This window comes from Acinetobacter sp. UBA991, from assembly GCF_002292065.1.
GTDB classification, from domain to species: Bacteria; Pseudomonadota; Gammaproteobacteria; order Pseudomonadales; family Moraxellaceae; genus Acinetobacter; species Acinetobacter higginsii.
Window position 1 is genome coordinate 103,794 of sequence record NZ_DBBF01000021.1, and the last position, 26,203, is coordinate 129,996.

The window sequence follows — 26,203 nt, forward strand, 5'->3', positions numbered from 1 at the left end:
TTAAATAATGCAATGAATTTTGGTCTATTTTGATGGTTAATCAGTTTGCAGATGTTGATGAGGTTTAAATTTTGTAATGGGGTGTAATTTAAATTTTTTGGGTGAGAATAAAGTTGCAAAACTTATCTCGTTGACGATATTGATTCTATTTTTTTATTATATTTTTAATGAAAAATTTAGAGTTTGGTATGTTTCAATTATCTATACTTTAATGTTTGCCTATGTTTTTATTAAAAATAAAAAAATAATCATGAATATGCCCTTGATGCTATTCTGTCTGATTAGTTTTTTTACTTTTAGCTTAAGTTATTATCTTTTTGATCGGTTGGATGTTATTCCACAAGATGGCCCACATAGAACATATAAAAATATTGTTAATCAGTATCTGTGGGTAATTCCTTTCTGCTTTTTACCAACGATCTATCATTATTTTAGTTTTAAAACTAAACACTTTTTTGCTGTCTTATATATTATTATTGGCTTCTTGCTGGTCTATAGTTGGATTGTCGGGTTTCAACTCGATTTCCACCGTGGGTTGCTGGCAGATTTTTATAATCCAATTATATCGTATGATATTGTGTTTGTTTCTTTAAGTATTTTAGTTTTTGTTTTTTCATTTTATTTAAAATCGAGATCCTCATATCTGATAACAACTATAAGTTTATTGACTTTATTTGTGTTTATACTACATGGTTCTAGAGGGACATGGTTGGTTATACCATTTTTACTGTTATTTTTAACGTTATTTTATTATAAAACTCAGAAGAAAAAGCTACTTTTTAGTGGGTCACTGCTTTTAATCTTTTTGATTGTTAATGCTGTTATTCCAAATTCACCTGTATTTAATCGATTTGATGAGTTTCAAAAAGATAAGACTCATATCGAAAACCATAGCTATAATAACAGTACAGGTTCTAGATTGGTGATGTGGCACAATGCAATTGAACTATTTCAACAACAACCTGTTATCGGTGTTGGTGTTTATGGTGTTGAAAAGGAGCATTGCCATCTAGCTGAGCAAGGTATTTTACCAAGTTGTTTTCAGCATAAGCATAATATTTTCTTTCAAGATCTGGCTGCTAATGGCTTGATTGGTTTGGTAGGTCTTATTATTTCATTGCTTACGCCACTGATATTCTTCTTCTCTCAATTTTTTAGCAGAAATGAATTGGTTAGGAATTTGGCACTTGCTGGATTTTTATTTGTATTTTCATTTCTCTTGAGTGGATTAACAGAATATTATTTATTCTTTCCCCATGTCACTTATATATTCTTTTTTATAACGGCCAGTTTAATGAGCTTTATCATATTGAAAGACAAAAATAAGCTTTGATAAATTAAGCAGAATTCAACCGGCATATCGAGAGATAATGTCGGTTTTTTTTATATAAAAATTAGACTGATATGAGGGATAACGTTTCTCGTACGCTGGAGGTCTTTCATTGAATCATGGAGAAGCAGTGTAGCAAATGTTCATTGTTGCAGTGTTTTTTATTGCAAAATAAATGAAATGTTATAATATAACAAAAACAACGATCGACTGATTCGAGACCCGATATGTCATTTCCACAGAATATTTTGACCTTATCTATTTTAGCTGTTGTATCTGTATCTACTTTTGCAGCAGAAAATGAGCAAGTGACAAGCTTAGAGACAATACGAATAAAAGCACATCCATTAGAGCAAACATCGAAAGATTTTGCGGTTGCCGATACCGTCGTAGATCAAAAACGCTTGCAACAGGGCGCTGTCACCATTGGTGAAGCATTGAGCAGTGAACCTGGGATCTATTCCAATCAATTTGGCGCGGGTTCAAGCCGTCCTGTGATCCGTGGTCAAGATGGCCCACGGGTAAAAGTTTTGCAAAACTCCTCTGAAAATATTGACGTATCAACTTTATCTCCTGACCATGCAGTGACTGTAGATCCTGCATTAGCGCAACAGGTTGAAGTGATTCGTGGACCATCGACTTTGTTGTTTGGTGCAGGAACAGTGGGTGGTTTGGTGAATGTGACGGATAGCAAGATTCCAACCAAAATGCCTGAAAATGGTTATGAGGGAAATGTGGGCTTACGTTACAACACTGGCAGTGATGAAAAACTGGCAACGGCTGGTGTAACAGTTGCTTTGGGTGATCAAGTGGCCTTACGAGTTGAAGGCTTAAATCGTGAAGCCAATGACTATATCGCGCCGAACTATGTGCACGAAGGTGAGAAAGAGCGTCGTGTCGGTAATACCTTTGCCAAAGGTGAAACGGTGAATGTCGGTTTGTCTTGGATTTATGATCGCGGTTTTACGGGAATTTCATATAGCAATCGCCAAGATAAGTATGGTCTACCTGGACATAGCCATGAATATGAGAGCTGTAGTGCTCATCTTTCAGGACGTCCTCATTTACATTGTGGCGACCATGATCACGAAGATGGCGATGATCATGACCATGGTCATGACGATCACGACCACGATCATGCACATGAGGCAGGCCCTTGGATTGATCTAAAATCTGAGCGTTATGATGTCCGTACTGAATTGAATGATCCGTTTGCAGGATTTAAAAAGTTACGTGCTCAGGCCAGCTATACTGATTATAAACACGATGAAATTGAAGAAGACACCATCGCGACTCGCTTTAAAAATAAGGGTTATGATGGCCGTTTAGAATTGGTACATAACCCAATTGGGCCATGGGAAGGGGTAATTGGAACCCAATATGGTCAACAAAAACTGGAACTCACCGGTGAAGAAGCATTCTTGGCACCCAATACCACGAAGAAGTGGAGCATCTTTGGTTTAGAGCATGCACAATTTAATGATGTCCATGTTGAGCTGGCAGCACGCGCAGAAAAACAAAAAATTGATATTGATGACTCAAGCAAAAAAGATTTCGACGGTTCAGCCTTTTCTGTTTCTGGCGCTGCCAACTGGGAGTTTGCGCCCAACTACAAACTCTCTTTGGTGACTTCACATCAAGAACGTTTACCTTTAGCGCAAGAGCTCTATGCCAATGGTGGACATTTTGTGACCAATACCTATGAACTAGGTAATGATCAATTGAAGAAAGAAAAATCCAATAATGTGGAACTCGGTTTCCATTATGACAATAACAAGTTTGATTACCATGTGCATGTCTATCACAACTGGTTTGATGACTATATCTACGCTCAAACTTTAGACCGTTATAAAGATTTCCGCTTGGTGCAATACGCCCAAGATCAGGCACGTTTCTATGGTGCAGAGGCAGAAGCGGGTTATCAGATCTCGGATATGTATAAAGTCGGTGTATTTGGTGACTATGTGCGCGGCAAGATCGACAATGAAAATGCCCCACGTGTCCCAGCAGGTCGTCTAGGAACAAAAGTAAATGCGGACTTTGGCGATGGCTTTAGCGGTTCAGCTGAATACTATCATGTGTTCCAACAAGACAAGATTGCGGCTTATGAAACTGATACGCAAAGCTATAACATGCTGAATTTAGGTGTGGCTTACACAGGTAAATATAGTAAGGCTACAGATTATCGTGTTTATCTGAATGCCAATAATTTGCTCGATGATCAGGTGTACCAACATGCATCATTCTTATCAACGATTCCACAAGTGGGACGTAATTTCACGGTTGGGGTGAATTTTAACTTCTAAGTGAAAATTTAATTTTTGATTTTTTAAATGATCACCAAATTAGCATTGAAAAATCAAAGCATAAGCTCTAGCCTTAAGCCATTAGGCTAGGGCTTTTTTTGTTTATATGCGTATCTTCCAACGAATCCATCGAAAATTAAACTGGTCAGGTCGACGTTACATGGCAGTCATATTGTGTATTTTTGCGATTGGATACATTGCTTCGGCAATCTATCACACCGTAAAACCACTCCCAAAGGGATTGGATTTTACTGGGCAATTACGTCATGCCAATGTGAAATTCTTAGCCGATCAGACTTATATCGATGCGCAAGGTCAGCAACAAGTAGATCAGCATATTTTCAAAGAAGTGTTTCAGTTGATTGATCAGGCACAGAGTACCATTGTGCTGGATATGTTCCTGTTTAATCAGGAAGTGGGTAAGTCGACAGTCAAACAGTTTCCTTTAATGCAAGAGCTCACCGATGCCTTAATCGTGAAGCGTCGTTTGCATCCAAATGTTGAAGTTGTAGTGATTACCGATCCGATTAATTCGATTTATGGTGGGTTAACGCCAAAGCATTATCTACAACTACGCCAAGCAGGTGTGGATGTCATCGAAACTGATTTAAAGCCATTGCGTGCTTCGAATCCATTGTGGTCAGGTTTTTGGTATATCTGTTGTCAGAACTTGGGCAATAATCCTGAAGGTGGCTGGTTAAGTAGCCCATTTGGCAATGATAAAATTACTCTGCGTAGTTATCTGGAATTGTTTAATTTCAAAGCCAATCACCGTAAAACCTTAGTGGTTGATACGGTTGACGGATGGAAAAGCTTAGTAACTTCGGCCAATCCGCATGATGGTAGTTCGCATCATAGCAATGTGGCTTTGGTGGTGGATGGGCCAACAGCGATTGATGTGTTACAAACCGAGCAAGCTGTGGCCAATATGTCTAAAGGTTCGAGCCCATTTGTGATTATGGGCGGGCTAGCCGAAGATAAAACATTACCACAAGTGCAAGTGCTGACTGAAAAAGCGATTTATGAAGCCGTTCTGAAAATGATTCAGGCTGCTAAAAGTAAAGAGCATTTGGATATGGCGATGTTCTATTTATCAGAACGTAATATCATTGATGCACTCAAGCAGGCGCAACAACGTGGTGTCAACATTCGTATTATGCTTGACCCGAATAAAGATGCGTTTGGTCGTCAAAAAAATGGCATTCCCAATCGTCAAGTGGCTTCGGAACTGAATGCTGTCGGTATTCCAATCCGCTGGTGTGATACACGTGGCGAACAATGTCATAGCAAAATGCTGCTTAAATCAAATGCCCAGCAAGCAGAGATCATTCTCGGTTCAGCTAACTTAACCGCACGTAATTTAAAAAATTATAATCTTGAAACCGACATGCGCGTGATTGGTGCAGCACAAGCACCTGTGTTTAAAGATGCGGGACAGTATTTTGATGTAGCATGGACCAACGCCAATGCACGTCAAATCACGGTGGATTATGCAAAATATGCTGATGAGTCAAAAGTAAAATACTGGATTTATCGTTTTATGGAATGGTCTGGCTTATCTACTTTTTAATTCAGCATAACGAGGGTTCTACGCAATGGCGAAAATTAAACTGAATATTAGACAGAATGAGCAGATTGATTTAGAGGTACATCAATTTAATCATTATGCAGATATTGTTGAAATTCAAAGTTGGGCAGAACTCTTAGAATGTTATCGCTCCCTTAAACAAGATGTTTATCCTAAAAAAGTGTTTCTAGTTTTAGATGACGCCGCACAAGCAAAATATACTTCGATGCATGCGGTCGAGGATGACCGTCTGTATGTCGATTTTAGTGACGACCTCAAGGGAATTGAAGTCAATGATCCACGGTGGGAGCAAACTTATCAAAATGTTTGTGTTCCAAAGCAATTGCAGCATTATCTTCAACAGTTGAATGATCCCGCACAGCAGCAGCGTTTTGAAAGCCTAGCTGAAAAAATGCAGCATTATGATGAAAATGACTTAGAAGCACTGCTTTATTTCAATCAACATCTATTGATTTCATTAGACAGTGTTATCGCAGTTAAAGTGGCTGATATTGAAACTGAAGCTTTGAAACTGGCGATGCTACCAAATGGCTATTTTTCTTGTGATTTTGATCCCTTCGAGAATTATGCGCTGATTCAGAAAATGCAGCACTATGGCTTCGAATTTATCGGACTTGGAGCAGCCTTATTGGGATGGACTAAAACCCCAGATTTTAAAGCTGAAAAGATGAATGATTTAATTCAGGATTTGGCTTTGATTTATCCTTTAGATTTTGCTCATCAAAAGGCAATGAAAGACCTGATTTTAAAAAATGATTATCTGATTTTACCTTATTCAGAATCCCCACAAGAATATTTGGGTTATGACTTATCGTGATTCATAACGAGAGTTCAACAAGCTGAATGTGGATGTTTATTTGCGATTCAGCTTGTTGAAAGACCTACATCCTCAAGAAAAAAAATTAAGGGCTTGGAGGAATCAATTGATCTAAATCCTTATCAGCCATTTGCTCGAGTTCACTTAAATCGGTTTTGATTTTCCACTGACTTTCATCATCCACAGGATTCGGTAAGCGTGCTTCTAGCCAGTCACAGACCACATCTGGAGTGAATTCTGGATGATTGCACTGAATGACCCAAGCCAAAAAATCTTTGGCTTCACCGTTCATATAGGGTGGTGGAGACACTGGGAAGAACTGAGTCGGTAAACGCTCATTGGTGGATAAATAATTGAGTACATGTCCAAGTTCTTGAACGGTTTGCCATGCCAACGGATGTTCAACATCAATATTAAATTTAAACCACCATGCGTGTTGACCATCTGCGCCATGTGCAACAATACGCGCTTCTTGCACGCTTGGCACTTTACAGAAGAATTGATAGAGACGATCAAAATTCATTTCAGCCACAGATGTTGCCTTAAAACCAAAAAAATGATTTTAGCATATCTCGGCGGAGCTGTAGCTCGCTGCTGTTTATCTTGGGAATTCAACAGCTAATCTGAAAAAATATTATTACAACAGTGGCGCTGAATTTTTATTCTAAAATAGACAGATACTCTGCTTTTAGGGAGATCACGATGAAGCAATTTCAACCTTATATTTATGGCTTGGCAGCTGTATTGAGCTATCTCCCAGTGATGAGCTATGCCGACAATGCTTGGAGTGGCTATAGTGGGGTAGAACGCCGCTCCTCTCATCAGACGACTCCTGCCTATCAGCCGCCAGCACAAGATCCATTTGCTTTTTCGAATCAGCGTTATACACCGACAGCGCCACCGAAAGGTTACTACTATCAACCCAATCAAAATAACTATTATCCTCATCCGAATCATCGACCGGGTGTCCGTGTCGAATATTATCCAGATACGCAATATGACCGCAGCTATCGCCGTGAGTCTTTTGTGGTGGGCAATGAATTACCGGGTGAGTTCCGCAGTGAGCGTTATGTGGTTCGGGACTGGGATTATTATTCCTTACGTGAACCCCCACGTGGCAGACATTGGGTTGTCGTGGATGGACGTTATCTTTTAGTGACTGATGATAATTTTACCATTGAGATTATTCGCTGATTTTTGATGGTTTTCTAAAATTTAATCTCTCGAGGATTCTCCATAATTTCTCGCTATTCATTACAAAGCTTTGCAATGTTGCGAGTTTTATTCATGCTTTCTCCTTGAGTTTTTCTTAATCTGATTTCAGATCGAAAAACAGAGGATTAAAGAATGAAGAAGACCGCAGTATTACTGGTATCAACACTTATGCTGGGTGTTTCTGCCTCAGCTATGGCAGATTCAAATCGTTGGAATCATGATCATAGAGATCGCTACGATAACCGCTATGATCATCGTGAACAGCCGCGTTGGTCAAATGGCGATCGTGGTAATCATTATGGTCAACGCATTAATTTCAAGCGCGGTGAGCGTTTACCCTCAGAATTCCGTAGTAACCGCTATGTGGTTTCTAACTATCGGAACCATCGTTTATATGAACCACCTCGTGGCTATAACTGGATGCAGGTACAGGGTAAATATGTGTTGGTGGACTCGAAATATCGTGTTTTCCGAGTTGCATAGCAGATGCAATAAAAAAGCAGGCCATATGCCTGCTTTTTTATTTATGCTAGTTCGTCATCTTGTGGTCGAGGTGTTTTGTTGGAAGGCAATTGTTGTTCTTGATCCTTGCCCCGAATCACAGAAGGGTAGTTCCATGACGCAAATCGGACCACCAAAATCGCCACCGCTAAAATCAAGATCGAACCTGTGGTAATCACCAAATCCATAGAAGCTTTATGATTGTGCTGAATATCGGCAATCAACAGGCGGGTGAGTGCAGTAATCGCGACATAAATCAAAAAACGCACCGGCATGTGATTGGTCTTGAAGTAAATCCCCACCATCGCGCCTAATTCTAAATAGATAAACAACAGTAAGATATCATCAATGGTGGCGTACTGTTTTACCGTTAGAATTTCAATCACGGTATGTACGGCTGACCATGCAATCATACAGCCGATAATAAATAAGGCTAAATAATGAAAGGCTTCAACCGCGTAGTGACCGAAGCGATCAAGTAGGCGAGGTAAGCCTTCAAGTTTCTCTTTAGAGTTCGACATAGCGATTTATATTCTCAACATGATCATTAGAATGTTATGCAAGTTTTATGCTGATTTGATTATAGCGATAAAAAAACTGCCTCAACCAAATGATTGAGGCAGTTTTTAACATCACGCCAAAATTAAGCTTGGTTGGTGAAGTAATCTTCGCTGAAGTTCATGATCAAGTCAGAACCTGCTTTGATTTTCGCTAAACGCGCATCTAATTCAGGCAAGATACGGTCTACAAAGTATTGTGCTAATGCAATTTTGTTTTGGTAGAAATCACCAGATTTGTCTTTTGCAGCAGCAGCGATTTTTGCAAACATATAGGCAAAGCTGAGTAAGCCTACTGCATGTAAGTAGTCAACCGCAGCTGAGTTCGGGAAGTCAACATTTTCAGCTGCTTGCTCAATGATGAACTGCGTGATTGCTTCGATTTCAGTTGCAGCATCTAATGTTGCATCTTTAATGAAGTTCAAGTCTGTGTCTAGGTCATTGGCAAAGTCACGGATTTCAGTGATGTACTCAGCAATGAATGCGCCGCCACATTTAATGGTTTTACGACCAATTAAATCTTGAGACTGAACACCGTTAGTCCCTTCGTAAATTTGAGCAATACGAAGATCACGGATACATTGTTCCATACCCCATTCACGGATATAACCGTGACCACCAAACACCATTTGTGCATCTAAGGTTGCTTGGAATGCAGTATCAGTGAGGTAAGCTTTTGCGATTGGTGTTAACAGTGCAACACGGTTGTTCGCTTGCTTCACAGCTTCTGCATCAGTCGAGAATTTAGTGATGTCTAACTGTTGACCGACATAAACAGCAAATGCACGTGATGCTTCATTATTCGCACGTACGTTGAGCAACATACGACGTACATCACCGTGCACTAAAATGCTGTCTGCTGGTTTATTTGGTGATTGAACGCCTGCTGCGCTACGGCCTTGCAAACGGTCAGTTGCGTATTGTGCTGCATTTTGATACGCAAATTCAGAAGCGCCCAGACCTTGAATACCCATCGATAAACGTTCGTAGTTCATCATCACGAACATTGCAGCAAGACCTTCGTTTTCTTTACCCACGAGGTAGCCTTTGGCGCCATCAAAGTTCATCACGCAAGTAGCAGATGCCTTGATACCCATTTTGTGTTCGATTGAACCAGGACCAACAGGGTTGCGCTCACCTAAAGAACCATCTTCATTTAACAGGAATTTTGGAACGATGAATAACGAGATACCACGTGAACCCGCAGGAGCATCAGGTGTCTTCGCAAGCACAAGATGAATGATGTTTTCAGCTAGATCGTTATCACCACCGGTGATGAAGATTTTAGTACCGGTAATGTTATACGTACCATCTTCATTGCGTTCAGCTTTAGTTTTGATAATACCTAAATCTGTACCTGCATGGGGTTCAGTTAAGCACATCGTACCTGACCATTCGCCAGAGTAGATTTTAGGTAAATAGGTTTCTTTTTGCTCTTGTGATGCATAGCTGTTTAACGCCATACCTGCACCTACAGATAGCAGCGGGTAGAGCATGAATGAAGGGTTGGTCGCGAATAACATTTCATCAGACAGTACAGTCAGCATTTTTGGCATTGCCTGACCGCCCCATTCTTCATCAGCACCTAAGCCGATCCAGCCGCCATCAGCGTATTGACGGAATGCTTCTTTGAAACCTGCTGGGGTGAAAACTTCACCATTTTCCCAACGTGCACCTTCTTCATCACCCGTACGGTTTAACGGATGTGTCACGTTTTGGGCAAACTTCGCCATTTCTTCTAAAATTGCTTCAGCTGTTGCGGCATCTACATGAGCCAGTTTCTCATTAGACTGCCAAAATTGTTCTGCTTTAAATACATCATTTAAGATGAATTTCATGTCTGCTAAAGGAGCATTGTAAATTGGCATAATCGTTCCCTTCTACGCACCGTTTCATGTGCAAAGTGATCAAATAAAACGAACAAATAAATTGAATCGTATAAATTTAGCATTGATTAAACAAAAAAAGGACGGTCAAAACTGACCAGTCCTTTTTCTGTGATGAACGTTGCATCTCATTCTAAACTATGTTTAGAAAGCGAAGTGTTCCGCATCAAGTTCAAACAATGGCGCAACGCCAGTTGAAAGTACGTCTACATGTGAGCGAATACGTGGCAAGATCTTCTTGAAGTAGAAGCGAGCAGTGGTCACTTTTGCATTGTAGAAGTCAACTTCAGTTGAACCTTCAGCTAATTTCTCTTGAGCAACAAGTGCCATGCGTGCCCATAAGTAAGCAAGCGTTACATAACCAGAGAAGTATAAGTAGTCAACCGCAGCTGCACCCACTTCATCTGGGTTTTGCATTGCACGCATACCGATTTGCATGGTGATATCGCCCCATTCTTTGTTTGCAGCAGCCAATGGCGCAATGAACTCTTGCATTGCAGCATTGTCTTTGTTTGCTTCAACAAATTTATGGATGATCTTGGTGAAGTCTTTCAACATCGCACCTTGAGTTTGCAAGACTTTACGACCTAACAAGTCAAGTGCTTGAATCTCAGTGGTACCTTCGTATAAGCAAGCAATACGTGTATCACGTACGATTTGTTCCATACCGTGTTCAGAAATGAAGCCGTGACCACCAAATACTTGTACACCGTGCTTCGCAGATTCAGAACCTGTTTCAGTTAAGAATGCTTTTGCAATTGGTGTTAACAAAGACAAGATGTTGTCAGCAAATTTACGCTCTTCTTCAGTTTCGCCTTTTTCAACGATATCTGCATATTGAGCCAATAAGTAAACCAACGCACGACCGCCTTCAGCAAATGATTTTTGCGTTAAAAGCATGTTACGAACAGCTGGGTGAACAATAATTGGATCAGCTTCTTTTTCAGGTGCTTTAGGACCAGAAAGAGAACGCATTGCCAAACGATCTTTCGCATACGCTAAAGCGCCTTGGAAAGAAGATTCAGATGCAGATAAACCTTGAACCGCTGTACCGATACGTGCTGTGTTCATGAAGGTGAACATGCAGTTTAAGCCACGGTTTTCAGGTCCGATCAAGTAACCTTTTGCTTGGTCAAAGTTAATGACACAGGTTGCGTTACCATGGATACCCATTTTGTGTTCGATTGAACCACAACGTACTGCATTACGCTCGCCAACTGAACCATCAGCATTGACGTGGAATTTAGGTACGATGAATAAAGAGATCCCTTTAGTGCCTTTTGGCGCACCTGGTAAACGTGCAAGTACGATATGGATGATGTTCTCAGCCATGTCATGTTCACCAGCAGAGATAAAGATTTTCTCGCCAGAGATTGCGTAACTACCGTCAGCATTTGGTTCTGCTTTAGAACGGATGATACCTAAGTCAGAACCTGCATGAGATTCAGTTAAGCACATGGTCCCTGTCCAAACACCTGAAACAAGGTTTGGCAAGTAAGTGTTCTTTTGCTCATCAGAACCGTGATGTTCTAAAGTACGAACCGCACCGTGAGAAAGACCAGGGTACATGCCCCATGACCAGTTTGCAGTACCCACCATTTCAGAGATAGAGATCCCTAAAGAGTTTGGTAATGCTTGACCGCCAAATTCTTCATCAGCAGAAAGAGATGGGAAGCCAAGTTCGATATATTTTTGATACGCTTCTTTAAAGCCTGTAGGTGTTGTTACAACACCGTCATTCCAAGTACAACCTTCACGGTCGCCGACTTGGTTTAAAGGAGAAAGTTCGTTTTCGCAGAAATCAGCCGCTGCTTCTAAATATTGATCAACCAATTCACGGCTTACAGTGTCTTGAAATGCAGGAAGTTTCGCGTAATGTGCTTCAGCATTTAATAATTCGTGCAATACGAACTGCATATCACGTAAGGGTGCTTTGTATTGTGGCATAGCGGGTTCCTCAATACTGGTTAAACCAGAGTTATAATCTTAGTCAATGATAAATGTGCCCAACAGCACCATTTTGTACTGCTAATCGTGCAACAAGTTATAGTTCGGTACAAGCTTTTGCAGGTCATTTCTTAGTGACTGTGAAGTCAAAGTTTATGGTTCAACCTGTTTAAGCGTTTAGATTGTAGGTGCTTTTTGGGCTTTTGAGTGAAACTGCAGCGGTAAAATCGTAAGCAGCTGTGTACTTAAAAGTGAATATGCTTTGGCCATAAAAAAAGGCGCTTAAAAAGCGCCGATGAGGAACAGGGAAATTAAGTGGTTGCGTTGGCTTGGCGTTTGAACTGTGATTTATCTGGGGTAAAACGAACTTCACAGGTGCCTTCAATTACACGCTTATTCCATTGAACATTCACGCGTTCTCCAACACGCTTTCCTTGACAGGCTTGCTCAATCTGGGCACGTTGTGCTTGATGTTCTTGGCGCATTTGTTCGCGTTGCTCTAAACGCTGTTCACGTTTGGCTTGCCATTCAGCACGTTGTTCTGGTGTAAGTGGTGCACGTTGCATATTATGGCGGTGATGGTCACGATCCATTAACTGTTCCGCTGGTGTGGTTGACTGACAAGCAGCCAAACCTAAAACAGAACCGAGTAGGGTGGTCATCAATACGATTTTTGTCTTGTTCATTGTTTTATCCAGCATGATCAGTTGTGATTCGATGGTTAAAGATTAGATAATAAAGATGAAGAAACAATGGAGAGTTTTTTTCGACCATGTTGGTTACAATCCACAAATAGAACACTATTGAGAATCTGCTTTTGAATGTTCGCCGCGTGCCCTTAGCCTTACGCCTGTTTTTAACGGTATTACTGACCACCTTGTTGATCGCAACGATTAGCTTGGGGATTTTGCATTGGACCATGCAAAAGAACTTTGCGCGTTATGTGGCCGATGTGGAAATGCAGAAGCTAGACCGTTTGATTGCCAATTTAGGCAACGTCTATACGGTTTATCATGACTGGGGCAATGCAATTCAGGCGCAGATTCTGCAAATTGAAGGCACGGCAGCACCCGATGACTATGATCGCCTGTCTCAGTGGTGGTTGCGCCGTCAGTATGATATTGCCTTACAACAACGTTATTTTAATGACCATACCTTACTTAGCCTGTCTCCAACGCTGGCGCAAAATAATGTCGAGATCAAAAATCGGCAGATATTTAATGATGAAGAATTAAAAATTCTCAAACAGAATTTACCTTCGGAGTATCAACCTTTTGAAGGTTTACGCTTTCCTTTAAGTCCACGTCAATTTCGTTTAAAGACGGATAGTAAACAAGATAAACAGGACAGTAAACTCAATGCTGCACCTGCTGAGCAGGGCAAAAAGCGCTTTGTCTCGATTCCTGATCGTTTAGGTTTGAGCTCACGACTGTCTTTATACGATGAGAATCAGCAGTTTATTGTGGGTGAACCTGCAACGGACCAAATTTCGTTCCGCCCCATTGTCGTTGACGAGAAGGTGGTCGGTTACCTCGGATTAAAGCCAGTACTGGATCAAGATGATGCATCCAGTATCAATTTCTTTAGTAATCAAAAACGATATTTGCTGTTGGTCTATGCTTTAACGGTACTTTCAAGTTTGGTTGCAGCATTGTTGATGGCCACTTATTTTAAAAAACCGATTCAACGTTTATTAAAAGCAACTTTAGAACTGACCCGAGGCAATTATCAACACCAAGTGATGATTAAACGTAATGATGAACTCGGTGACTTATCCAATCAACTGAATCATTTGGCTGATATTTTACATCAGCATGAAGAATCTCGTCGTCAATGGGTATCCGATACCTCACATGAATTGAAAACACCTTTGGCGGTATTGCAGGCACAGATTGAAGCGATGCAGGACGGGATTCGTAAGGCGACGCCTGAACACCTGAATGCCATGATGCGTCAGGTCAGTACCTTGAAGAAGTTAACCCAAGACTTGGCAGATTTGGCACAGGCCGATGCACAACAGTTGAAATGCTATTTTGCTGAGGTTAATCCGTGGGATGTGGTACTGCAAGAAGTTGATAATTTTAAATCGACGTTTGAGCAAAACCAGCTTGAAGTGACATTGTCCGGAGCAGGGGCAATCCTATCTTTAGATCGGGATCGCTTTAAACAGATTATCGTCAATCTGTTAGGGAACTGTGTTCGTTACACCGAACAAGGTGGAAAAATACAGATTCACACTCAACAAGATGAGCAACAATGGATAATGTATGTAGATGATAGTCCATTGGGCTTAAATGATGAACAACTGGCACGTTTAGGTGAACGTTTCTATCGTGTCGATGATTCGCGTACACGCAGTACGGGTGGTACAGGTCTAGGTTTGGCCTTGTCGTGTAAGTTGGCACAAGCTTTAGGTGGTTCATTGACTTTCGATCATTCACCATTAGGTGGATTACGTTGTGTCCTGACTTTCCCAAAATCAATTCAATAATTTTTAGATCCTCTTGTGTTGAGGATGATGGATAGGATGAAAACCATGAAACATATTATGTTGGTTGAAGATGAGGTTGAACTCGCACAGTTGGTTCGTGATTATTTAGAAGCTGCTGGTTTTGAAGTCAGTATGTTTCATGATGGTCAGGATGCTTATACCCAGTTTCAGCAACGTAAACCGAGTTTGATGATTTTGGACTTGATGGTGCCACGCATGGATGGCTTGACCATTTGCCGTAAAGTCCGTGAACAGTCTGATCTACCGATTATTATGGTCACCGCGCGTACTGAAGAAATTGACCGCGTTTTAGGTTTGAATATGGGAGCAGATGACTATATCTGTAAGCCATTCAGCCCAAAAGAATTGGTTGCCCGTGTACAAGCAGTATTACGTCGTTTAGAGCGTAAAGCAGAGCCTGAACAAAATGATTTATTCCGTATTGATAAAGCACAGCAACGTATTTGGTATCAACAAAAAGCACTGACTTTGACCCCTACTGAGTTCCGTTTATTAGAGTTGTTCTTGGAGCACTTGGGTCAGGTTTATTCTCGTGCACAGCTACTCGATCATATTAACCCAGATAGTTTTGATGTGGCGGATCGTGTAATCGATAGCCATATTAAAAACCTACGCCGTAAAATTTCAGAGGCAGCCGATACGGGCAATCGTCATGAATGGATTCAGGCGGTGTATGGGGTGGGGTATCGTTTTGAATATCCTGATGAATAAATAATTCTTTGTTTATAGCTGCGCTGTTTTGGTCGGCCTTATTCTGTTTTACATCGAACTCATCCTTAAGAAATTACGGATGAGTTTTCTTAAATAGCGCATCGTTTTTGTTCGCATTGTGTGGCTGAAATAAGATGAGGCTTGATGGATGACAATAGATGAGAGGGTGTAAAAGTTTTATCCTGTGGCTACCCCTTGCGCCGCTTCAACGCCTTGCACTGCTATAGTCGCCCTTGCGCCGCTTCAACGCGGCTCATATCCAAGAAAATATGGAATAGTTTCTACGGATGAGTTCGTCTCTTTTCCTTCGTATAGTAAAGCTGAAATTAGATGGATCTTGATGATAAGAAGGGATGAGGAATTACAAAAACTTTTATCCTGTGGATAACCACAGCGTTATCCACAGAAAATGTGGATAGTTTCGCAAAGCTTTTGTCGAAATTATCTTCTTTTCGGGTGATAACTTAAGTATCCGCTTTTTAGAAGTAGAGAAATTTTACATTACTTTACAATTGCTTGTGATGTGTTGTGACGGTGAACTGTGACTGATTTCAGATGATAAAGTTATCCTCTGCATAAGCCTTGTGCAGTTTAATCACCGCCTTTATCCGCAAAACCAACCTGAACGGTTATCTCATCATGGGTGAATAATAATAGGGGTATGGTCAGAGACCAATAGCCATATTTCATCCATATCTGAGTTGGTCACCGCAATACAGCCCAGTGTCCAGTCTTTACGTGGCATATAAGTTGCACTTGCAGGAACGGATGTGGCTCGTGTTGGCACAGTGCCATGAATCATCACATCACCACCCGCAGATCGATTATGCTGTTGGGCATAGGCGCGATCGATTTTATTTGGATAGGAGATATGCAAAGACTTATAGTAAGCACTTTGAGGATTTCGCCAATCGATAGAATAAGTCCCTTCGGGTGTTTTGCCATCACCTTCAAACTGTTTGTGCCCGATTGGATCAAAGCCTAAACGGATTGGATAGCTGCGAATGACTTCCTGTTGGTGTTTCAATTGCAAAATGCGCTGGCTTTTAAACACTTCAATTGAAGTCACAGGTTTGTTTTGTTGAAGCTGTTGTATTTCATGGTCTGAAAGAGGCTGATGTGCTGATCCCAATGTTGGGATGAACTTACCATACTGGGAATAAGCCAGCCCCAATAACAGGATTAAAATCGCACATCCGATCATCAGTCCAATTTTCATAGATTTCTTCTTCTAAGATGAACAGCTGACGGAAATTTCAGCTACATCGCTTGGTAATGGCCCAGTATCCTGTTCAGTTTCTAAATCAGGTTGTTTTTGATAGGGTTGATTCAACAACTTAAACAAACGATCAACCTCATTAAAGTCACCACGTTCTGCAAGTTCAATGGCTTTCTGCGCCATATGATTGCGCAGAATATACTGTGGATTGACCTGCTGCATGATCTCATCCAAGGCATTAGTATCTTGATGTTGTCGGATATTTTGATAGCGTGTTAGGAAGTCATCAAACTGTTGTATATGAATACAGTCATCTCTTAATGCTTTGTAATCTTGTTGCTGCAAACGAAGAAAACTTTGCGTGTAATCTAACTGCTCGGTTTGCAAAATACCAAGGAAGGCAAAACTACAATCTAGACTGTCCTTATGAAAATCGGGTAGACCCATTTTCTGGCATAGGCCTTGCCCATAATGAGCTAAGAAAGTTGGCTCAAACTTTTCTAAACATGCTGCTAAATCGAGTTTGAATTGTTCTTTATTTTCTGTGCTCGCCAACGGAATTAAATTATTCAGCCATGTCCAAAGATTCCAATGACCAATACTCGGTTGATTTTGATAGGTATAACGCCCTTGATAGTCTGAATGGTTGTTAATCCAATTCGGGCGGAAACGTTCCATAAAACCGTAAGGGCCAAAGTCGAGTGTTGAACCGGTAATATTAAGATTGTCGGTATTCATGACACCATGCGCAAAGCCAACCAATTGCCATTTAGCAATCATGATCGCGGTTCGCTCAATCACGGCTTCTGCGAAAGACAGAATTGGATTTTCAGCGTTCAGGCATTCTGGATAATGCCATTCAATACATTTCTGAGTGAATTTAGCCAAAAGTTCAGGTGCATATTGATTGATCCACTCAAAATGCCCCAAACGAATATGACATTCGGAGGTACGTAATAGCATCGCACCCAGCTCTAGGGTTTCGCGCTGTACGCCTTGTGTCGAACTGGTAAAACCAACCGCATGACTTGATGCAACACCCAAAGCATTTAACGCATGTCCAGCTAGATATTCACGAATCACCGAACGCAGCACAGCACGGCCATCACCCATACGCGAGTAGGGAGTTGAACCTGCACCTTTGAGATGTAGATCAATCGTTTCACCTTGTTTATTTAGGATTTGCCCGATCAACAAACCGCGGCCATCACCGAGTTGTCCAGCCCATTGTCCAAACTGATGCCCTGCATAAACCATAGCGAGTGGGGTGAATTCAGCAAAGGTTTTTTGTCCGCTACAAATTTCAACCCAGTTGGCTTTATCTTCTTCGCTCCATTGCAATTCATCTGCTAAAGCTTCATTGAAATGACCTGCTTTGGCACCACGCAATGGACTTGGCTGCTGTTGGTGATAGAGCTTAGGATTGAGGGAAGCATAGCGGGGATTGAATTGCATAACTGAAACATCAGAGAGAGCTGAATCATGACTATAGCAAAAATTAGTGTGAAATGGGGAATCCTAAGGAAGGGGAAAGGTAGATGAACAGGCATAAAAAATGGCCTCTCTTGAGACCATTTTCGGTAGGTATTTCGTTATTCAGAAACTGGCGCTTTTTTGATATTACGCATCAAGGTTTCTAAACATTCACGATGGTGACTTAAGCGATGTTCAAGCAGTTGGAAATCAACTTTCAGTTTGTGATCCATCTGATGAATTTTCTCAGCCATCGCTGCTTTTTTCGCTTGAAGCTCTTGTTCTTTTAGCTTAGCCCAATCATTTAAAGTATGGGTGAAAGCTTCATATTCTTGTGCAATACGTTGTTTCATTTGCACGATGTCAGTATTGACATCATGACCATAAATCGCCAAGTCACGTTCCGCATATTTGAACTTCATCGCAAGCTCTGCTTTTTTGATATTAAAGCTAGGAATACGACGTAGGTTTTTTGCTAAACCAAGTTTAGAGCTGGTCCAGATCAACCATTTGGTTGGGTCATATTGCCACCATTTCACACCATTACGGTAATCGTATTGGAAAATGTGGTGGTAGTTATGATAACCCTCACCCCAAGTGAAAATAGCTAACACGAAGTTGTCTCGCGCCGTATTTTCATCAGTATAAGGACGTTTACCCCACATATGACACAGTGAGTTGATAAAGAAAGTAACGTGATGGCTGATGATCAAACGTAATAAACCACCAAGTAAAATTACACCCCAGATATCGCCTGTCGCCCAACCAATCAAGCCTAATACACCAACGTGAACTGCAATCACCATTGGCACATAGTAGTTGTGTTGGAACATCACTAATTTGTCATTCATCAAATCAGGTGCATTTTTAAAATCTGGTTTAGATGGGGAGTGATCGCGAATCATCCAACCTAAATGGGCATACCAAAAGCCACGTTTGATTGAATATGGATCTTCATCAACATCATCGACATGGCGGTGATGGGTACGGTGACCTGAAGCCCAGAACAAAATACTGTTTTGAACAGCAAAGGTGCCGCCAATCATGAGTAAGATTTTAAGCGGTAATGCTGCCTCATAAGCACGATGTGCCCATAGACGGTGATAACCTGCTGTAATTCCTAGGCTACTGAGTGCCAATAGGAAAATCATACTCACCCATGCACTTACACTAAAATCATAATAATAGGCGTACAAAGGAATTAATATAGCAGCAAGAATTGGTGTTCCAATTAAGGTAATGCTAGCAGTCCAGTTAATGGGTGCTTTTTTGAGTGGGGCGGAAGTCATATCCGTCAGCGCTCCTAAAAACCTTGTTTGCACAAGATAATAAAACTAAACGAGATAGCAAAACCAATCATGACGATATATTGCTATTTTATCACTGATATTAGCATGTCCAAATCAATTAGCACTAGCATTATTCTACAGTTGTATCGAAAGAACAGTAACAGAATTCATTTGTAAAATTAATCAATGAATTAAAAGGTGAAATAAATCAATGTCTGAGCAAATTACCATGAAAAATCCCATTTTTTCTTTGAAGGCATTTTTTAACAAAACTTTAATATTCTCTGCTGCGGTCATGCTTGCGGCTTGCCAAAGCCAGCCAAAACCTGCGTCCAAAAGCACCCTGCAACCTAAGCGAGTTGTTCAACCACCAGCGATGCAAGTGCGTAAGAGTACAGATGGTGTTCAGGATATCGAATGGCAGATTACAACGATTCAGGGCAAGCGAGCATTGTTCTTTAATCAGTATCCAAGTTTCTTACTCAACTCTGTCTCAAAAATGGTGACAGGTCATACAGGATGCAACAATATTTATGGTCGCTATAAATATGATTTCACTCAACGCATACTGGATTTTGATGTGATGGCACAACATCAGAGTTGTAATCGTGCTCTAGCACAAGAGGCCGACTTGATGGATGCAATTCAGCGGGTTGAGCGTTTTCAGTTGGATGGGGCAAACTTATATTTATTAGATGCTAAAGGGCAACGTCTTATTCAGGCGCAACGTAAATAATAAAATAAAAAAGGCGGAATTTATTCCGCCTTTTGCTTACGTCAAATGCTGTAACATCGTGGTGGGTACATCGGTAATCAAACCTTGAATGCCCAATTGCTGAAGATGTTTGGCACGTTCAACTTCATTCACTGTCCAGACACTAATCTCAAGATTGGCCTGTTGGGTACGTTGAATAATCTCATCTGTTGCCAAGGCATCTCCCCAGCCAATTTGACAGCAGCTATATTGCTGCGCCAGTTCGATTGCATATTCCCCAATGGGGATTTCCACCAATAGTCCACGTTTAAAATGGCTCTGATGTTGCTGTAATGCTGCCAAGATTTTGACATCAAAACTGGTAATGGTCGCGGTTGCTTCAAAACCTTTTAAATCTTGATGCAGTTGATAGACCAAACGTTCAGCCGCTGCTTCATCTGCAACCGCTTTAATTTCAATTTCGATATGCTCAAAGTCAGTGAGACAGTCTAAAACATGTAACAGGCTTGGTGTGTATTCTTCAAAGGCCCATGCCTGCCATTGATGGCGGTGATCGAATTGCTGAGCTTCAACTAAGCTACAGTTTTCTACCTGTTGTGAACGACCCGCGGTACGGACAAAATCATCATCATGAATCACCACCAAGTGGTCATCTTTCAGTTGACGCACATCAAATTCAACGGCACGTACACCTAAATCATGCAGATAACGAAAGCCGCCTAAGGTATTTTCAGGGGCTTCACCACGCGCACCACGATGACCAATAATTCGCATTTGTTTCTGCCTTTATTGAAAAATTATGCTTGATCAATACTGTCATTAATATTCTTTTGCCATAGCACTTCGCTACCACCTTCAGCACGTTGCAAGGCACGGGAAGCAACGAACAACCAGTCCGATAAGCGATTGAGTAATTGTAATGCGGTTGCCTGAATATTTTGGTCACGATTGTGTACAGACAATAAAGCACGTTCGGCACGACGGCACACTGCACGGGCCTGATGTGCATAACTACAAGCTAGAGTGCCTGATGGCAAAATGAAGTCTTTTAACATTGGCAGAGATTCATTCATGTGATCGATTTCTTTTTCCAGAAATTCAATGCTCACAGGCTGCAGTAAATGATAGTTTGGAATACACACTTCGCCACCTAAATCGAATAACCAATGCTGAATCAGGCTTAAGCTTTTGTCCCAGTGCACTTTATTTTCAATTTTGCTGGCGCTGATTTGTGCGCGAAGCACGCCAATGGTTGCATTCAGTTCATCAACATCACCGAGTGCAGCAATACGTAAATCATCTTTGGCAACGCGTGAACCATCCCCTAGGCCAGTTGTACCTGAGTCGCCTGTACGGGTATAGATTTTACTTAAACGATGTCCCATAGTTCTGTTTCTCTGATCCTGAAAATAAAAAGGGGATAATGTCGGTCAGAACATTACCCCGAAACTGGAGTTAAGAAAATATTTTTTATTATTTTATCACGCGATTAATAACGGAATGTGACACCTGCAGAGGCTTGACGTCCACCGTTGATGTAGTACACGCCGTTACCGTTATAAGCAGTTTTATAATTTACATCACCAATGTTCTCAATGTTTGCAAAGAGTTTGATCATTGGGATAGGTTGCCAATACACATTTACATTCGTGGTGACATAGCCAGGGGTAGTTGTTGGTGTTGTTGATGGCCAATCTGCAAAATCTTTTGAATTTGATTTCGCAACAACAGAAGCCGAAACACCATATTCTCCATCATCCCATCCTGTTGTAAGGGTCAGGCTTTGACGTGGGCGACGAGTTAGATCTTTTTTGGTTTCATCATCTTTTGCTTGTACATAAGCATAAGTTGTACTTAAAAAGAGTTCATCTTGCTGCCATTTAAATGAAGCTTCGCCACCAGTAAAAGTTGCTTTATTAACATTGATCAACTTGCCTGCTTGAAAACTAATGAGGTTATCCACTTTATTGCGATAAATAGATAAGCCTAAGTCGATGTTGTAGTTTAACTTTTGATCTACACCGATTTCATAAGAAAAGCTTTCTTCTGGTTTTAAATCAGGATTTGCACCCCATGATAAGGCATATAAGTCATTGGTCGTTGGTGCACGGAAGGCAGAACCTACATTGGCATATACACTTGTAAGGGGTAATACTTGGTAGCGAATAGCCCCTTGGCCAACGGTATGAGTACCAAACTTATCATTATCTTCAACACGAATACCCACTTGGGTGTCTAAGCCATTGTGCTGATATTGGTGTTGAGCAAAATAGCCAATGGTATCTACGGATTCTTTATATTTGACGTCTTGTCCACCGTATAGATTTTTTGAGTAGACATCGCCTTTAATATCTTTAAAGGTTGAACCAACTAAAATATTTTGGGCAGGCGTTATTTGCCATTTTGTGTAAAGTTCAGCTTCCTGAGTTGTACTATGTACGTAATCTGAAGAAGTATTTTGATCAATATTATCTTTATATTGTGAAAGACGAGCATGCACTGCAAGGTTATCTAAAACATTGAGGCGACCTTTTACATTGATAGCCTCGTTTTTAAAGTCTTGAGAAACTAAGTTACCGTAATTATCGTAATCGCTATAACCTTGGTTCTCGCTATAGTCAACCGAAGCTGCATATTGCGCTTTATCAATGCCAACTTTTGCACTATAGCCTTTTTGATCAAAGCTCGCTTTTTTATTGTCTTTTGCGTCAGTAACAGGCGTACCATCTGTTTCTAAACGTTGTCCACGAATTTGAGCATAAAAACCATTTTCAGCCAGATCTGCACCAATAACAGATTTATAGGTTTTATTTTCACCAATTTCGCCTGTTACAAAAGCTGATGTTTTTTCAGGTGTTTTGGAAATCAGCTGTACCACACCACCAATTGCATCAGCGCCATATAAAACAGAGGCTGGGCCTTTGAGAACTTCGATCTGTTTAATATCTGTGGTATCAATAAATGGGAGTGATGCTGCGCCAGAAGTATTTGAGTTTAGACGAACACCATCTCTTAAAAGCAACGTGTGATTCGAATTTGTACCACGTAAAAAAATAGAAGCAGCTTGCCCATAGCCACCAGTTTGTACCATATTGATTGAAGCATCAGTTTGTAATAACTGGGGTAACGAAGCGATTGGTGATTGTTCCAGAATCTTAGGTTCAATAATATTGATTCGCGCAGGAACTTCACTGATTTTTTGTTCAGTACGAGATGCTGTCACAACAATTGTATCTAGCGTCGCAGTTTTATCGCTTGATTGATCTTGAGCAAAAGCAGGTGAAGAAAACCCCATCGCAATAGCGATAGCACCAACTAAACGAGTCGGTTGAAAAACAGTAGACATGATGTCGCTCCAGACATTCACCCGTCGTGAATGATAATGTGGAAATAAACAACAAGCAGGTCTCCGGACTTCACTATAATCATCAAATGAATGATGTTACTCATCATCTTCCCACATCATACCGATGCAGTGATTTGGCGTTGAGCTGAGATGAGTGATTCGGTGTTACCGTTGCGAGGGCAGTGTTGGATTTACACCAACTTCCCTATAAACAAAAGAATTTGCTTTAGACTTGTTGCAAGATTACGCAAAGTATAAAGTGTTAACGTTTTTTAAACAATTGCATTTCCGAATGAACTTTGCCCAAAGCAAGTCAAATTGCATTACAATGCGAGAGTTTCAAAAATATTCAGTTTAAATTGGACAGCTCATGCGCCAAAGCCAAATGCGAACCCGCGCCAAGATTTGTGGAATTACCCGAGCACAAGATATCCACGCCGTTGTAGAAGCAGGGGCAGATGCGATTGGTTTTGTGTTTTTTCCACCCAGTCCACGACATGTCAGTATTGAACAAGCCCAAAGCTTGGCAAAGCTGGTACCAGCTTATGTGCAGTTGGTCGGCTTATTTGTAAATGCCAGTGCTGAAGAAATCCAAACGGTGCTTGATTCCGTTCCTTTAGATGTATTACAACTACATGGCGATGAAACGCCAGAACAATGTCAATTAATTGCAGCACACTGTAAACGCCGTTGGTATAAGGCCATTCAAGTCAAACCCGATTTAGATATTGTGGCTGAAATCAAGCGCTATCAAGCAGCGGGAGCCAGTGCAGTCTTGTTAGATGCATGGCATCCTGAATTGAAAGGTGGCACAGGGCATAGTTTTGACTGGACCCAATTTCCCCAACTAGATATTCCACTCATTTTGGCAGGTGGGTTGACCCCTGAAAATGTCAGTGAAGCTATTGATACTACAGCGGCATTTGCTGTAGATGTCAGCGGAGGCGTCGAGTCCGCAAAAGGTATAAAAGACCAACAACTGATTGAAAAATTTATGCAAGGAGTCCAACGTGGATCAGCAAAATAACGTGATTGACTACACCCAGTTTCCAGATGCTCAAGGGCATTTCGGTATTCATGGTGGACGTTTTGTATCAGAAACGCTGATGGCTGCACTTGAAGACCTCGAAAGTCTTTATGGTCGTATGAAGAATGATGCTCAATTCTTGGCAGAGTTTGACCGTGATCTTGCGTTCTATGTTGGTCGTCCTAGTCCACTTTATTATGCTGAACGATGGTCTCAGCACCTCGGCGGTGCGCAAATTTACCTGAAACGTGAAGACTTGAATCATACTGGTTCGCACAAGGTCAATAACACGATTGGTCAGGCTTTATTGGCAAAGCTATCGGGTAAAAAGCGTATTATTGCGGAAACAGGCGCGGGTCAGCATGGTGTGGCGACCGCAACCATTGCAGCACGTTTAGGCATGGAATGCGTGGTGTACATGGGTGCTGAAGACGTGAAACGTCAGGCTATGAATGTCTACCGTATGCGTTTGTTGGGTGCAACGGTGGTGCCAGTACAAAGCGGTTCAAAAACTTTGAAAGATGCCATGAACGAAGCAATGCGTGATTGGGTCACCAATGTGGATAGCACCTATTATGTGATTGGTACGGTGGCTGGCCCACATCCATATCCGCAGCTTGTTCGCGATTTCCAGTCAATTATTGGTCGTGAAGCGCGTCAACAAATCCAGCAACAAGCAGGGCGTTTACCTGATGCTCTTGTGGCTTGTGTAGGTGGTGGTTCAAATGCGATGGGCTTGTTCTATCCATTCCTGAATGATCAAGACGTGAAAATGTACGGTGTTGAAGCTGCAGGTTATGGCATCGAAACAGGTAAACACTCTGCGCCATTAAATGCAGGCCATGTGGGGGTGTTACATGGCAACCGTACCTATTTGATGTCTGATGAGCAAGGTCAGATCATTGAAACACATAGTATTTCAGCGGGTCTGGACTATCCAGGTGTTGGGCCTGAGCATAGTTTCCTGAAAGACATGAACCGTGTTGAATATGTGCCAATCAATGATGATGAAGCATTACAAGGTTTCCGTGATCTCACTCAAATCGAAGGGATTATTCCTGCGCTTGAAAGTTCACATGCGATGGCTTATGTCACGAAACTCGCGCCAACCATGTCGAAAGATCAAATCATTATTGCAACCGTTTCAGGCCGTGGTGATAAAGACTTGATGACGGTTGCGCGTATTGATGGCGTTGAAATGGTCGAGATGTAAGTTTTTACAATGCCAAGTTTGTTTATGGTGATGTTGGGTGGCCGACATGCTAGAGCCAATACCGAAGTCCATGATGTGGTAATGGCAATAGGTGAATCATTGTCTGAAGTCATACCTCAGCTCAAACAAGCTTGGTTTGGCGAATCCAAAGGCTTACATATCGATGCTTGGGCACAGATTTCAGGTGTTCAATCACAAGGTGTGAATTATCAAATTCAGTTTTCCGATGCCGCACCGTCGGCTTTGGATGAAAAATTATATTTGATCAACTTAGGTGGATATTCACTGAATACTTTTGGTGAATTACATAGCTATCATTTGGTGCTTGCACCAGATGCTGTGATTGCAAAACAGTTGGGTAAACAATTTATCGAACAAGATTGGCATAAACCGCATACCGATCGTGTGGTGGATGTCGATGATTGTATTCCAATTGATCATGTTGCAGGGCGTTATATCCATTTAGTTCAAGGTGAGTTTAGCCCAACAATTTGGGAAAATACTTATCTGACCTTGGATTAATCGACAGATAAAATGAAAACAGGGAAGCA

Annotated in this window: 23 protein-coding genes and 1 riboswitch; of the genes, 12 read left to right on the forward strand and 11 right to left on the reverse strand. The window is 41.3% G+C overall.

What is annotated here, in order from left to right; genetic code table 11:
• Positions 1 to 76: 76 nt before the first annotated feature.
• The 4 genes from B2727_RS08275 to B2727_RS08290 all read left to right on the forward strand — a co-directional run bounded on the left by B2727_RS08275 (position 77) and on the right by B2727_RS08290 (position 6,041).
• Positions 77 to 1,333, forward strand: a complete 1,257-nt coding sequence (locus tag B2727_RS08275) for an O-antigen ligase family protein (RefSeq protein WP_033133857.1) — start codon at positions 77 to 79, stop codon at positions 1,331 to 1,333.
• A 224-nt stretch (positions 1,334 to 1,557) separates the two neighbouring features.
• Positions 1,558 to 3,636: a zinc piracy TonB-dependent receptor ZnuD gene (gene znuD / locus B2727_RS08280; protein ID WP_033133858.1), complete on the forward strand. Its 2,079-nt coding sequence runs from the start codon at positions 1,558 to 1,560 to the stop codon at positions 3,634 to 3,636.
• 106 nt (positions 3,637 to 3,742) lie between these two features.
• Positions 3,743 to 5,206 carry a phospholipase D family protein gene (locus B2727_RS08285; RefSeq protein WP_096089478.1) on the forward strand — a complete coding sequence of 488 codons (1,464 nt, stop codon included), beginning with the start codon at positions 3,743 to 3,745 and terminating at the stop codon, positions 5,204 to 5,206.
• A gap of 25 nt (positions 5,207 to 5,231) precedes the next feature.
• The gene (locus B2727_RS08290; protein ID WP_033133859.1) at positions 5,232 to 6,041 is read left to right on the forward strand and encodes a hypothetical protein; all 810 of its coding nucleotides are present in this window, start codon (positions 5,232 to 5,234) and stop codon (positions 6,039 to 6,041) included.
• Positions 6,042 to 6,126: 85 nt separating this feature from the next.
• Here the strand turns inward: B2727_RS08290 and B2727_RS08295 are convergent, their stop codons facing one another.
• Positions 6,127 to 6,564 carry a hypothetical protein gene (locus B2727_RS08295; RefSeq protein ID WP_004802764.1) on the reverse strand — a complete coding sequence of 146 codons (438 nt, stop codon included), beginning with the start codon at positions 6,562 to 6,564 and terminating at the stop codon, positions 6,127 to 6,129.
• A gap of 179 nt (positions 6,565 to 6,743) precedes the next feature.
• Between B2727_RS08295 and B2727_RS08300 the strand changes: the two genes are divergently transcribed.
• Together B2727_RS08300 and B2727_RS08305 are read left to right on the forward strand one after the other, a co-directional pair.
• Positions 6,744 to 7,235 (forward strand): RcnB family protein, encoded by a 492-nt coding sequence (locus B2727_RS08300; protein ID WP_005322417.1) that lies wholly within the window; start codon positions 6,744 to 6,746, stop codon positions 7,233 to 7,235.
• Positions 7,236 to 7,388: 153 nt separating this feature from the next.
• Positions 7,389 to 7,739: an RcnB family protein gene (locus tag B2727_RS08305; RefSeq protein WP_033133860.1), complete on the forward strand. Its 351-nt coding sequence runs from the start codon at positions 7,389 to 7,391 to the stop codon at positions 7,737 to 7,739.
• A gap of 41 nt (positions 7,740 to 7,780) precedes the next feature.
• On the opposite strand, the gene B2727_RS08310 is transcribed toward B2727_RS08305, so the two are convergent.
• The 4 genes from B2727_RS08310 to B2727_RS08325 form a co-directional block, all read right to left on the reverse strand.
• Entirely contained in the window at positions 7,781 to 8,278 is a 498-nt protein-coding gene (locus tag B2727_RS08310) for a phosphate-starvation-inducible protein PsiE (protein ID WP_005206182.1), read from the reverse strand.
• Positions 8,279 to 8,400: 122 nt separating this feature from the next.
• Complete coding sequence (locus tag B2727_RS08315; protein ID WP_004652441.1) at positions 8,401 to 10,182, reverse strand: acyl-CoA dehydrogenase C-terminal domain-containing protein; 1,782 nt, start codon at positions 10,180 to 10,182, stop codon at positions 8,401 to 8,403.
• Positions 10,183 to 10,344: 162 nt separating this feature from the next.
• A complete protein-coding gene (locus B2727_RS08320; RefSeq protein WP_033133861.1) occupies positions 10,345 to 12,147 on the reverse strand; it encodes an acyl-CoA dehydrogenase C-terminal domain-containing protein in 1,803 nt (600 codons plus the stop codon).
• Between the two features lie 311 nt (positions 12,148 to 12,458).
• Positions 12,459 to 12,833 carry a heavy-metal resistance gene (locus tag B2727_RS08325; RefSeq protein ID WP_033133862.1) on the reverse strand — a complete coding sequence of 125 codons (375 nt, stop codon included), beginning with the start codon at positions 12,831 to 12,833 and terminating at the stop codon, positions 12,459 to 12,461.
• 131 nt (positions 12,834 to 12,964) lie between these two features.
• On the opposite strand from B2727_RS08325, the gene baeS reads away from it, so the two are divergent.
• Both baeS and B2727_RS08335 read left to right on the forward strand, forming a co-directional pair.
• Complete coding sequence (gene baeS / locus B2727_RS08330; RefSeq protein ID WP_033133863.1) at positions 12,965 to 14,638, forward strand: sensor histidine kinase efflux regulator BaeS; 1,674 nt, start codon at positions 12,965 to 12,967, stop codon at positions 14,636 to 14,638.
• A 45-nt stretch (positions 14,639 to 14,683) separates the two neighbouring features.
• Positions 14,684 to 15,370: a response regulator gene (locus B2727_RS08335; RefSeq protein WP_004652437.1), complete on the forward strand. Its 687-nt coding sequence runs from the start codon at positions 14,684 to 14,686 to the stop codon at positions 15,368 to 15,370.
• Positions 15,371 to 16,007: 637 nt separating this feature from the next.
• Here B2727_RS08335 and B2727_RS08340 read toward each other — a convergent pair.
• The 3 genes from B2727_RS08340 to B2727_RS08350 form a co-directional block, all read right to left on the reverse strand.
• The gene (locus B2727_RS08340) at positions 16,008 to 16,589 is read right to left on the reverse strand and encodes a L,D-transpeptidase family protein (RefSeq protein ID WP_033133864.1); all 582 of its coding nucleotides are present in this window, start codon (positions 16,587 to 16,589) and stop codon (positions 16,008 to 16,010) included.
• A 12-nt stretch (positions 16,590 to 16,601) separates the two neighbouring features.
• On the reverse strand, positions 16,602 to 18,044 hold the full coding sequence (locus tag B2727_RS08345; protein WP_033133865.1) for a protein adenylyltransferase SelO: 1,443 nt from the start codon (positions 18,042 to 18,044) through the stop codon (positions 16,602 to 16,604).
• Positions 18,045 to 18,181: 137 nt separating this feature from the next.
• Entirely contained in the window at positions 18,182 to 19,351 is a 1,170-nt protein-coding gene (locus B2727_RS08350) for an acyl-CoA desaturase (protein ID WP_005206167.1), read from the reverse strand.
• Between the two features lie 211 nt (positions 19,352 to 19,562).
• On the opposite strand from B2727_RS08350, the gene B2727_RS08355 reads away from it, so the two are divergent.
• Positions 19,563 to 20,087, forward strand: coding sequence for an META domain-containing protein (locus tag B2727_RS08355; protein ID WP_005206165.1), 525 nt, complete (start codon positions 19,563 to 19,565; stop codon positions 20,085 to 20,087).
• Between the two features lie 36 nt (positions 20,088 to 20,123).
• Here B2727_RS08355 and B2727_RS08360 read toward each other — a convergent pair whose 3' ends face one another.
• The 3 genes from B2727_RS08360 to B2727_RS08370 all read right to left on the reverse strand — a co-directional run bounded on the left by B2727_RS08360 (position 20,124) and on the right by B2727_RS08370 (position 23,412).
• Positions 20,124 to 20,840 carry a glycerophosphodiester phosphodiesterase gene (locus B2727_RS08360; RefSeq protein WP_005206163.1) on the reverse strand — a complete coding sequence of 239 codons (717 nt, stop codon included), beginning with the start codon at positions 20,838 to 20,840 and terminating at the stop codon, positions 20,124 to 20,126.
• Positions 20,841 to 20,863: 23 nt separating this feature from the next.
• Positions 20,864 to 21,451, reverse strand: a complete 588-nt coding sequence (locus B2727_RS08365; RefSeq protein ID WP_005206161.1) for a cob(I)yrinic acid a,c-diamide adenosyltransferase — start codon at positions 21,449 to 21,451, stop codon at positions 20,864 to 20,866.
• A gap of 104 nt (positions 21,452 to 21,555) precedes the next feature.
• On the reverse strand, positions 21,556 to 23,412 hold the full coding sequence (locus B2727_RS08370; protein WP_004802793.1) for a TonB-dependent receptor plug domain-containing protein: 1,857 nt from the start codon (positions 23,410 to 23,412) through the stop codon (positions 21,556 to 21,558).
• Between the two features lie 37 nt (positions 23,413 to 23,449).
• Positions 23,450 to 23,663, reverse strand: a riboswitch (cobalamin riboswitch).
• Between the two features lie 119 nt (positions 23,664 to 23,782).
• Between B2727_RS08370 and B2727_RS08375 the strand changes: the two genes are divergently transcribed.
• The 3 genes from B2727_RS08375 to B2727_RS08385 are packed head-to-tail and all read left to right on the forward strand — an operon-like array spanning position 23,783 to position 26,174.
• Positions 23,783 to 24,439: a phosphoribosylanthranilate isomerase gene (locus B2727_RS08375; RefSeq protein WP_033133866.1), complete on the forward strand. Its 657-nt coding sequence runs from the start codon at positions 23,783 to 23,785 to the stop codon at positions 24,437 to 24,439.
• Entirely contained in the window at positions 24,423 to 25,652 is a 1,230-nt protein-coding gene (trpB, locus tag B2727_RS08380) for a tryptophan synthase subunit beta (protein ID WP_005206155.1), read from the forward strand. The genes B2727_RS08375 and trpB overlap by 17 nt, the downstream gene beginning before the upstream one ends.
• 9 nt (positions 25,653 to 25,661) lie before the next feature.
• Positions 25,662 to 26,174 carry a DUF1543 domain-containing protein gene (locus B2727_RS08385; protein WP_033133867.1) on the forward strand — a complete coding sequence of 171 codons (513 nt, stop codon included), beginning with the start codon at positions 25,662 to 25,664 and terminating at the stop codon, positions 26,172 to 26,174.
• Positions 26,175 to 26,203 lie beyond the last annotated feature (29 nt).

Excerpts from the sequence above, each read along its gene's own strand:
- B2727_RS08360 (WP_005206163.1), bottom strand. The coding sequence starts at position 20,840 with ATGCGAATTATTGGTCATCGTGGTGCGCGTGGTGAAGCCCCTGAAAAT.
- B2727_RS08385 (WP_033133867.1), top strand. The coding sequence starts at position 25,662 with ATGCCAAGTTTGTTTATGGTGATGTTGGGTGGCCGACATGCTAGAGCC.
- B2727_RS08335 (WP_004652437.1), top strand. The coding sequence starts at position 14,684 with ATGAAACATATTATGTTGGTTGAAGATGAGGTTGAACTCGCACAGTTG.
- B2727_RS08295 (WP_004802764.1), bottom strand. The coding sequence starts at position 6,564 with ATGAATTTTGATCGTCTCTATCAATTCTTCTGTAAAGTGCCAAGCGTG.
- B2727_RS08355 (WP_005206165.1), top strand. The coding sequence starts at position 19,563 with ATGTCTGAGCAAATTACCATGAAAAATCCCATTTTTTCTTTGAAGGCA.
- B2727_RS08285 (WP_096089478.1), top strand. The coding sequence starts at position 3,743 with ATGCGTATCTTCCAACGAATCCATCGAAAATTAAACTGGTCAGGTCGA.
- B2727_RS08315 (WP_004652441.1), bottom strand. The coding sequence starts at position 10,182 with ATGCCAATTTACAATGCTCCTTTAGCAGACATGAAATTCATCTTAAAT.
- B2727_RS08310 (WP_005206182.1), bottom strand. The coding sequence starts at position 8,278 with ATGTCGAACTCTAAAGAGAAACTTGAAGGCTTACCTCGCCTACTTGAT.
- znuD (WP_033133858.1), top strand. The coding sequence starts at position 1,558 with ATGTCATTTCCACAGAATATTTTGACCTTATCTATTTTAGCTGTTGTA.
- B2727_RS08350 (WP_005206167.1), bottom strand. The coding sequence starts at position 19,351 with ATGACTTCCGCCCCACTCAAAAAAGCACCCATTAACTGGACTGCTAGC.
- B2727_RS08365 (WP_005206161.1), bottom strand. The coding sequence starts at position 21,451 with ATGGGACATCGTTTAAGTAAAATCTATACCCGTACAGGCGACTCAGGT.
- B2727_RS08275 (WP_033133857.1), top strand. The coding sequence starts at position 77 with ATGGGGTGTAATTTAAATTTTTTGGGTGAGAATAAAGTTGCAAAACTT.
- B2727_RS08305 (WP_033133860.1), top strand. The coding sequence starts at position 7,389 with ATGAAGAAGACCGCAGTATTACTGGTATCAACACTTATGCTGGGTGTT.
- B2727_RS08290 (WP_033133859.1), top strand. The coding sequence starts at position 5,232 with ATGGCGAAAATTAAACTGAATATTAGACAGAATGAGCAGATTGATTTA.
- B2727_RS08345 (WP_033133865.1), bottom strand. The coding sequence starts at position 18,044 with ATGCAATTCAATCCCCGCTATGCTTCCCTCAATCCTAAGCTCTATCAC.
- B2727_RS08375 (WP_033133866.1), top strand. The coding sequence starts at position 23,783 with ATGCGCCAAAGCCAAATGCGAACCCGCGCCAAGATTTGTGGAATTACC.
- B2727_RS08300 (WP_005322417.1), top strand. The coding sequence starts at position 6,744 with ATGAAGCAATTTCAACCTTATATTTATGGCTTGGCAGCTGTATTGAGC.
- B2727_RS08325 (WP_033133862.1), bottom strand. The coding sequence starts at position 12,833 with ATGAACAAGACAAAAATCGTATTGATGACCACCCTACTCGGTTCTGTT.
- B2727_RS08320 (WP_033133861.1), bottom strand. The coding sequence starts at position 12,147 with ATGCCACAATACAAAGCACCCTTACGTGATATGCAGTTCGTATTGCAC.
- B2727_RS08340 (WP_033133864.1), bottom strand. The coding sequence starts at position 16,589 with ATGAAAATTGGACTGATGATCGGATGTGCGATTTTAATCCTGTTATTG.
- B2727_RS08370 (WP_004802793.1), bottom strand. The coding sequence starts at position 23,412 with ATGTCTACTGTTTTTCAACCGACTCGTTTAGTTGGTGCTATCGCTATT.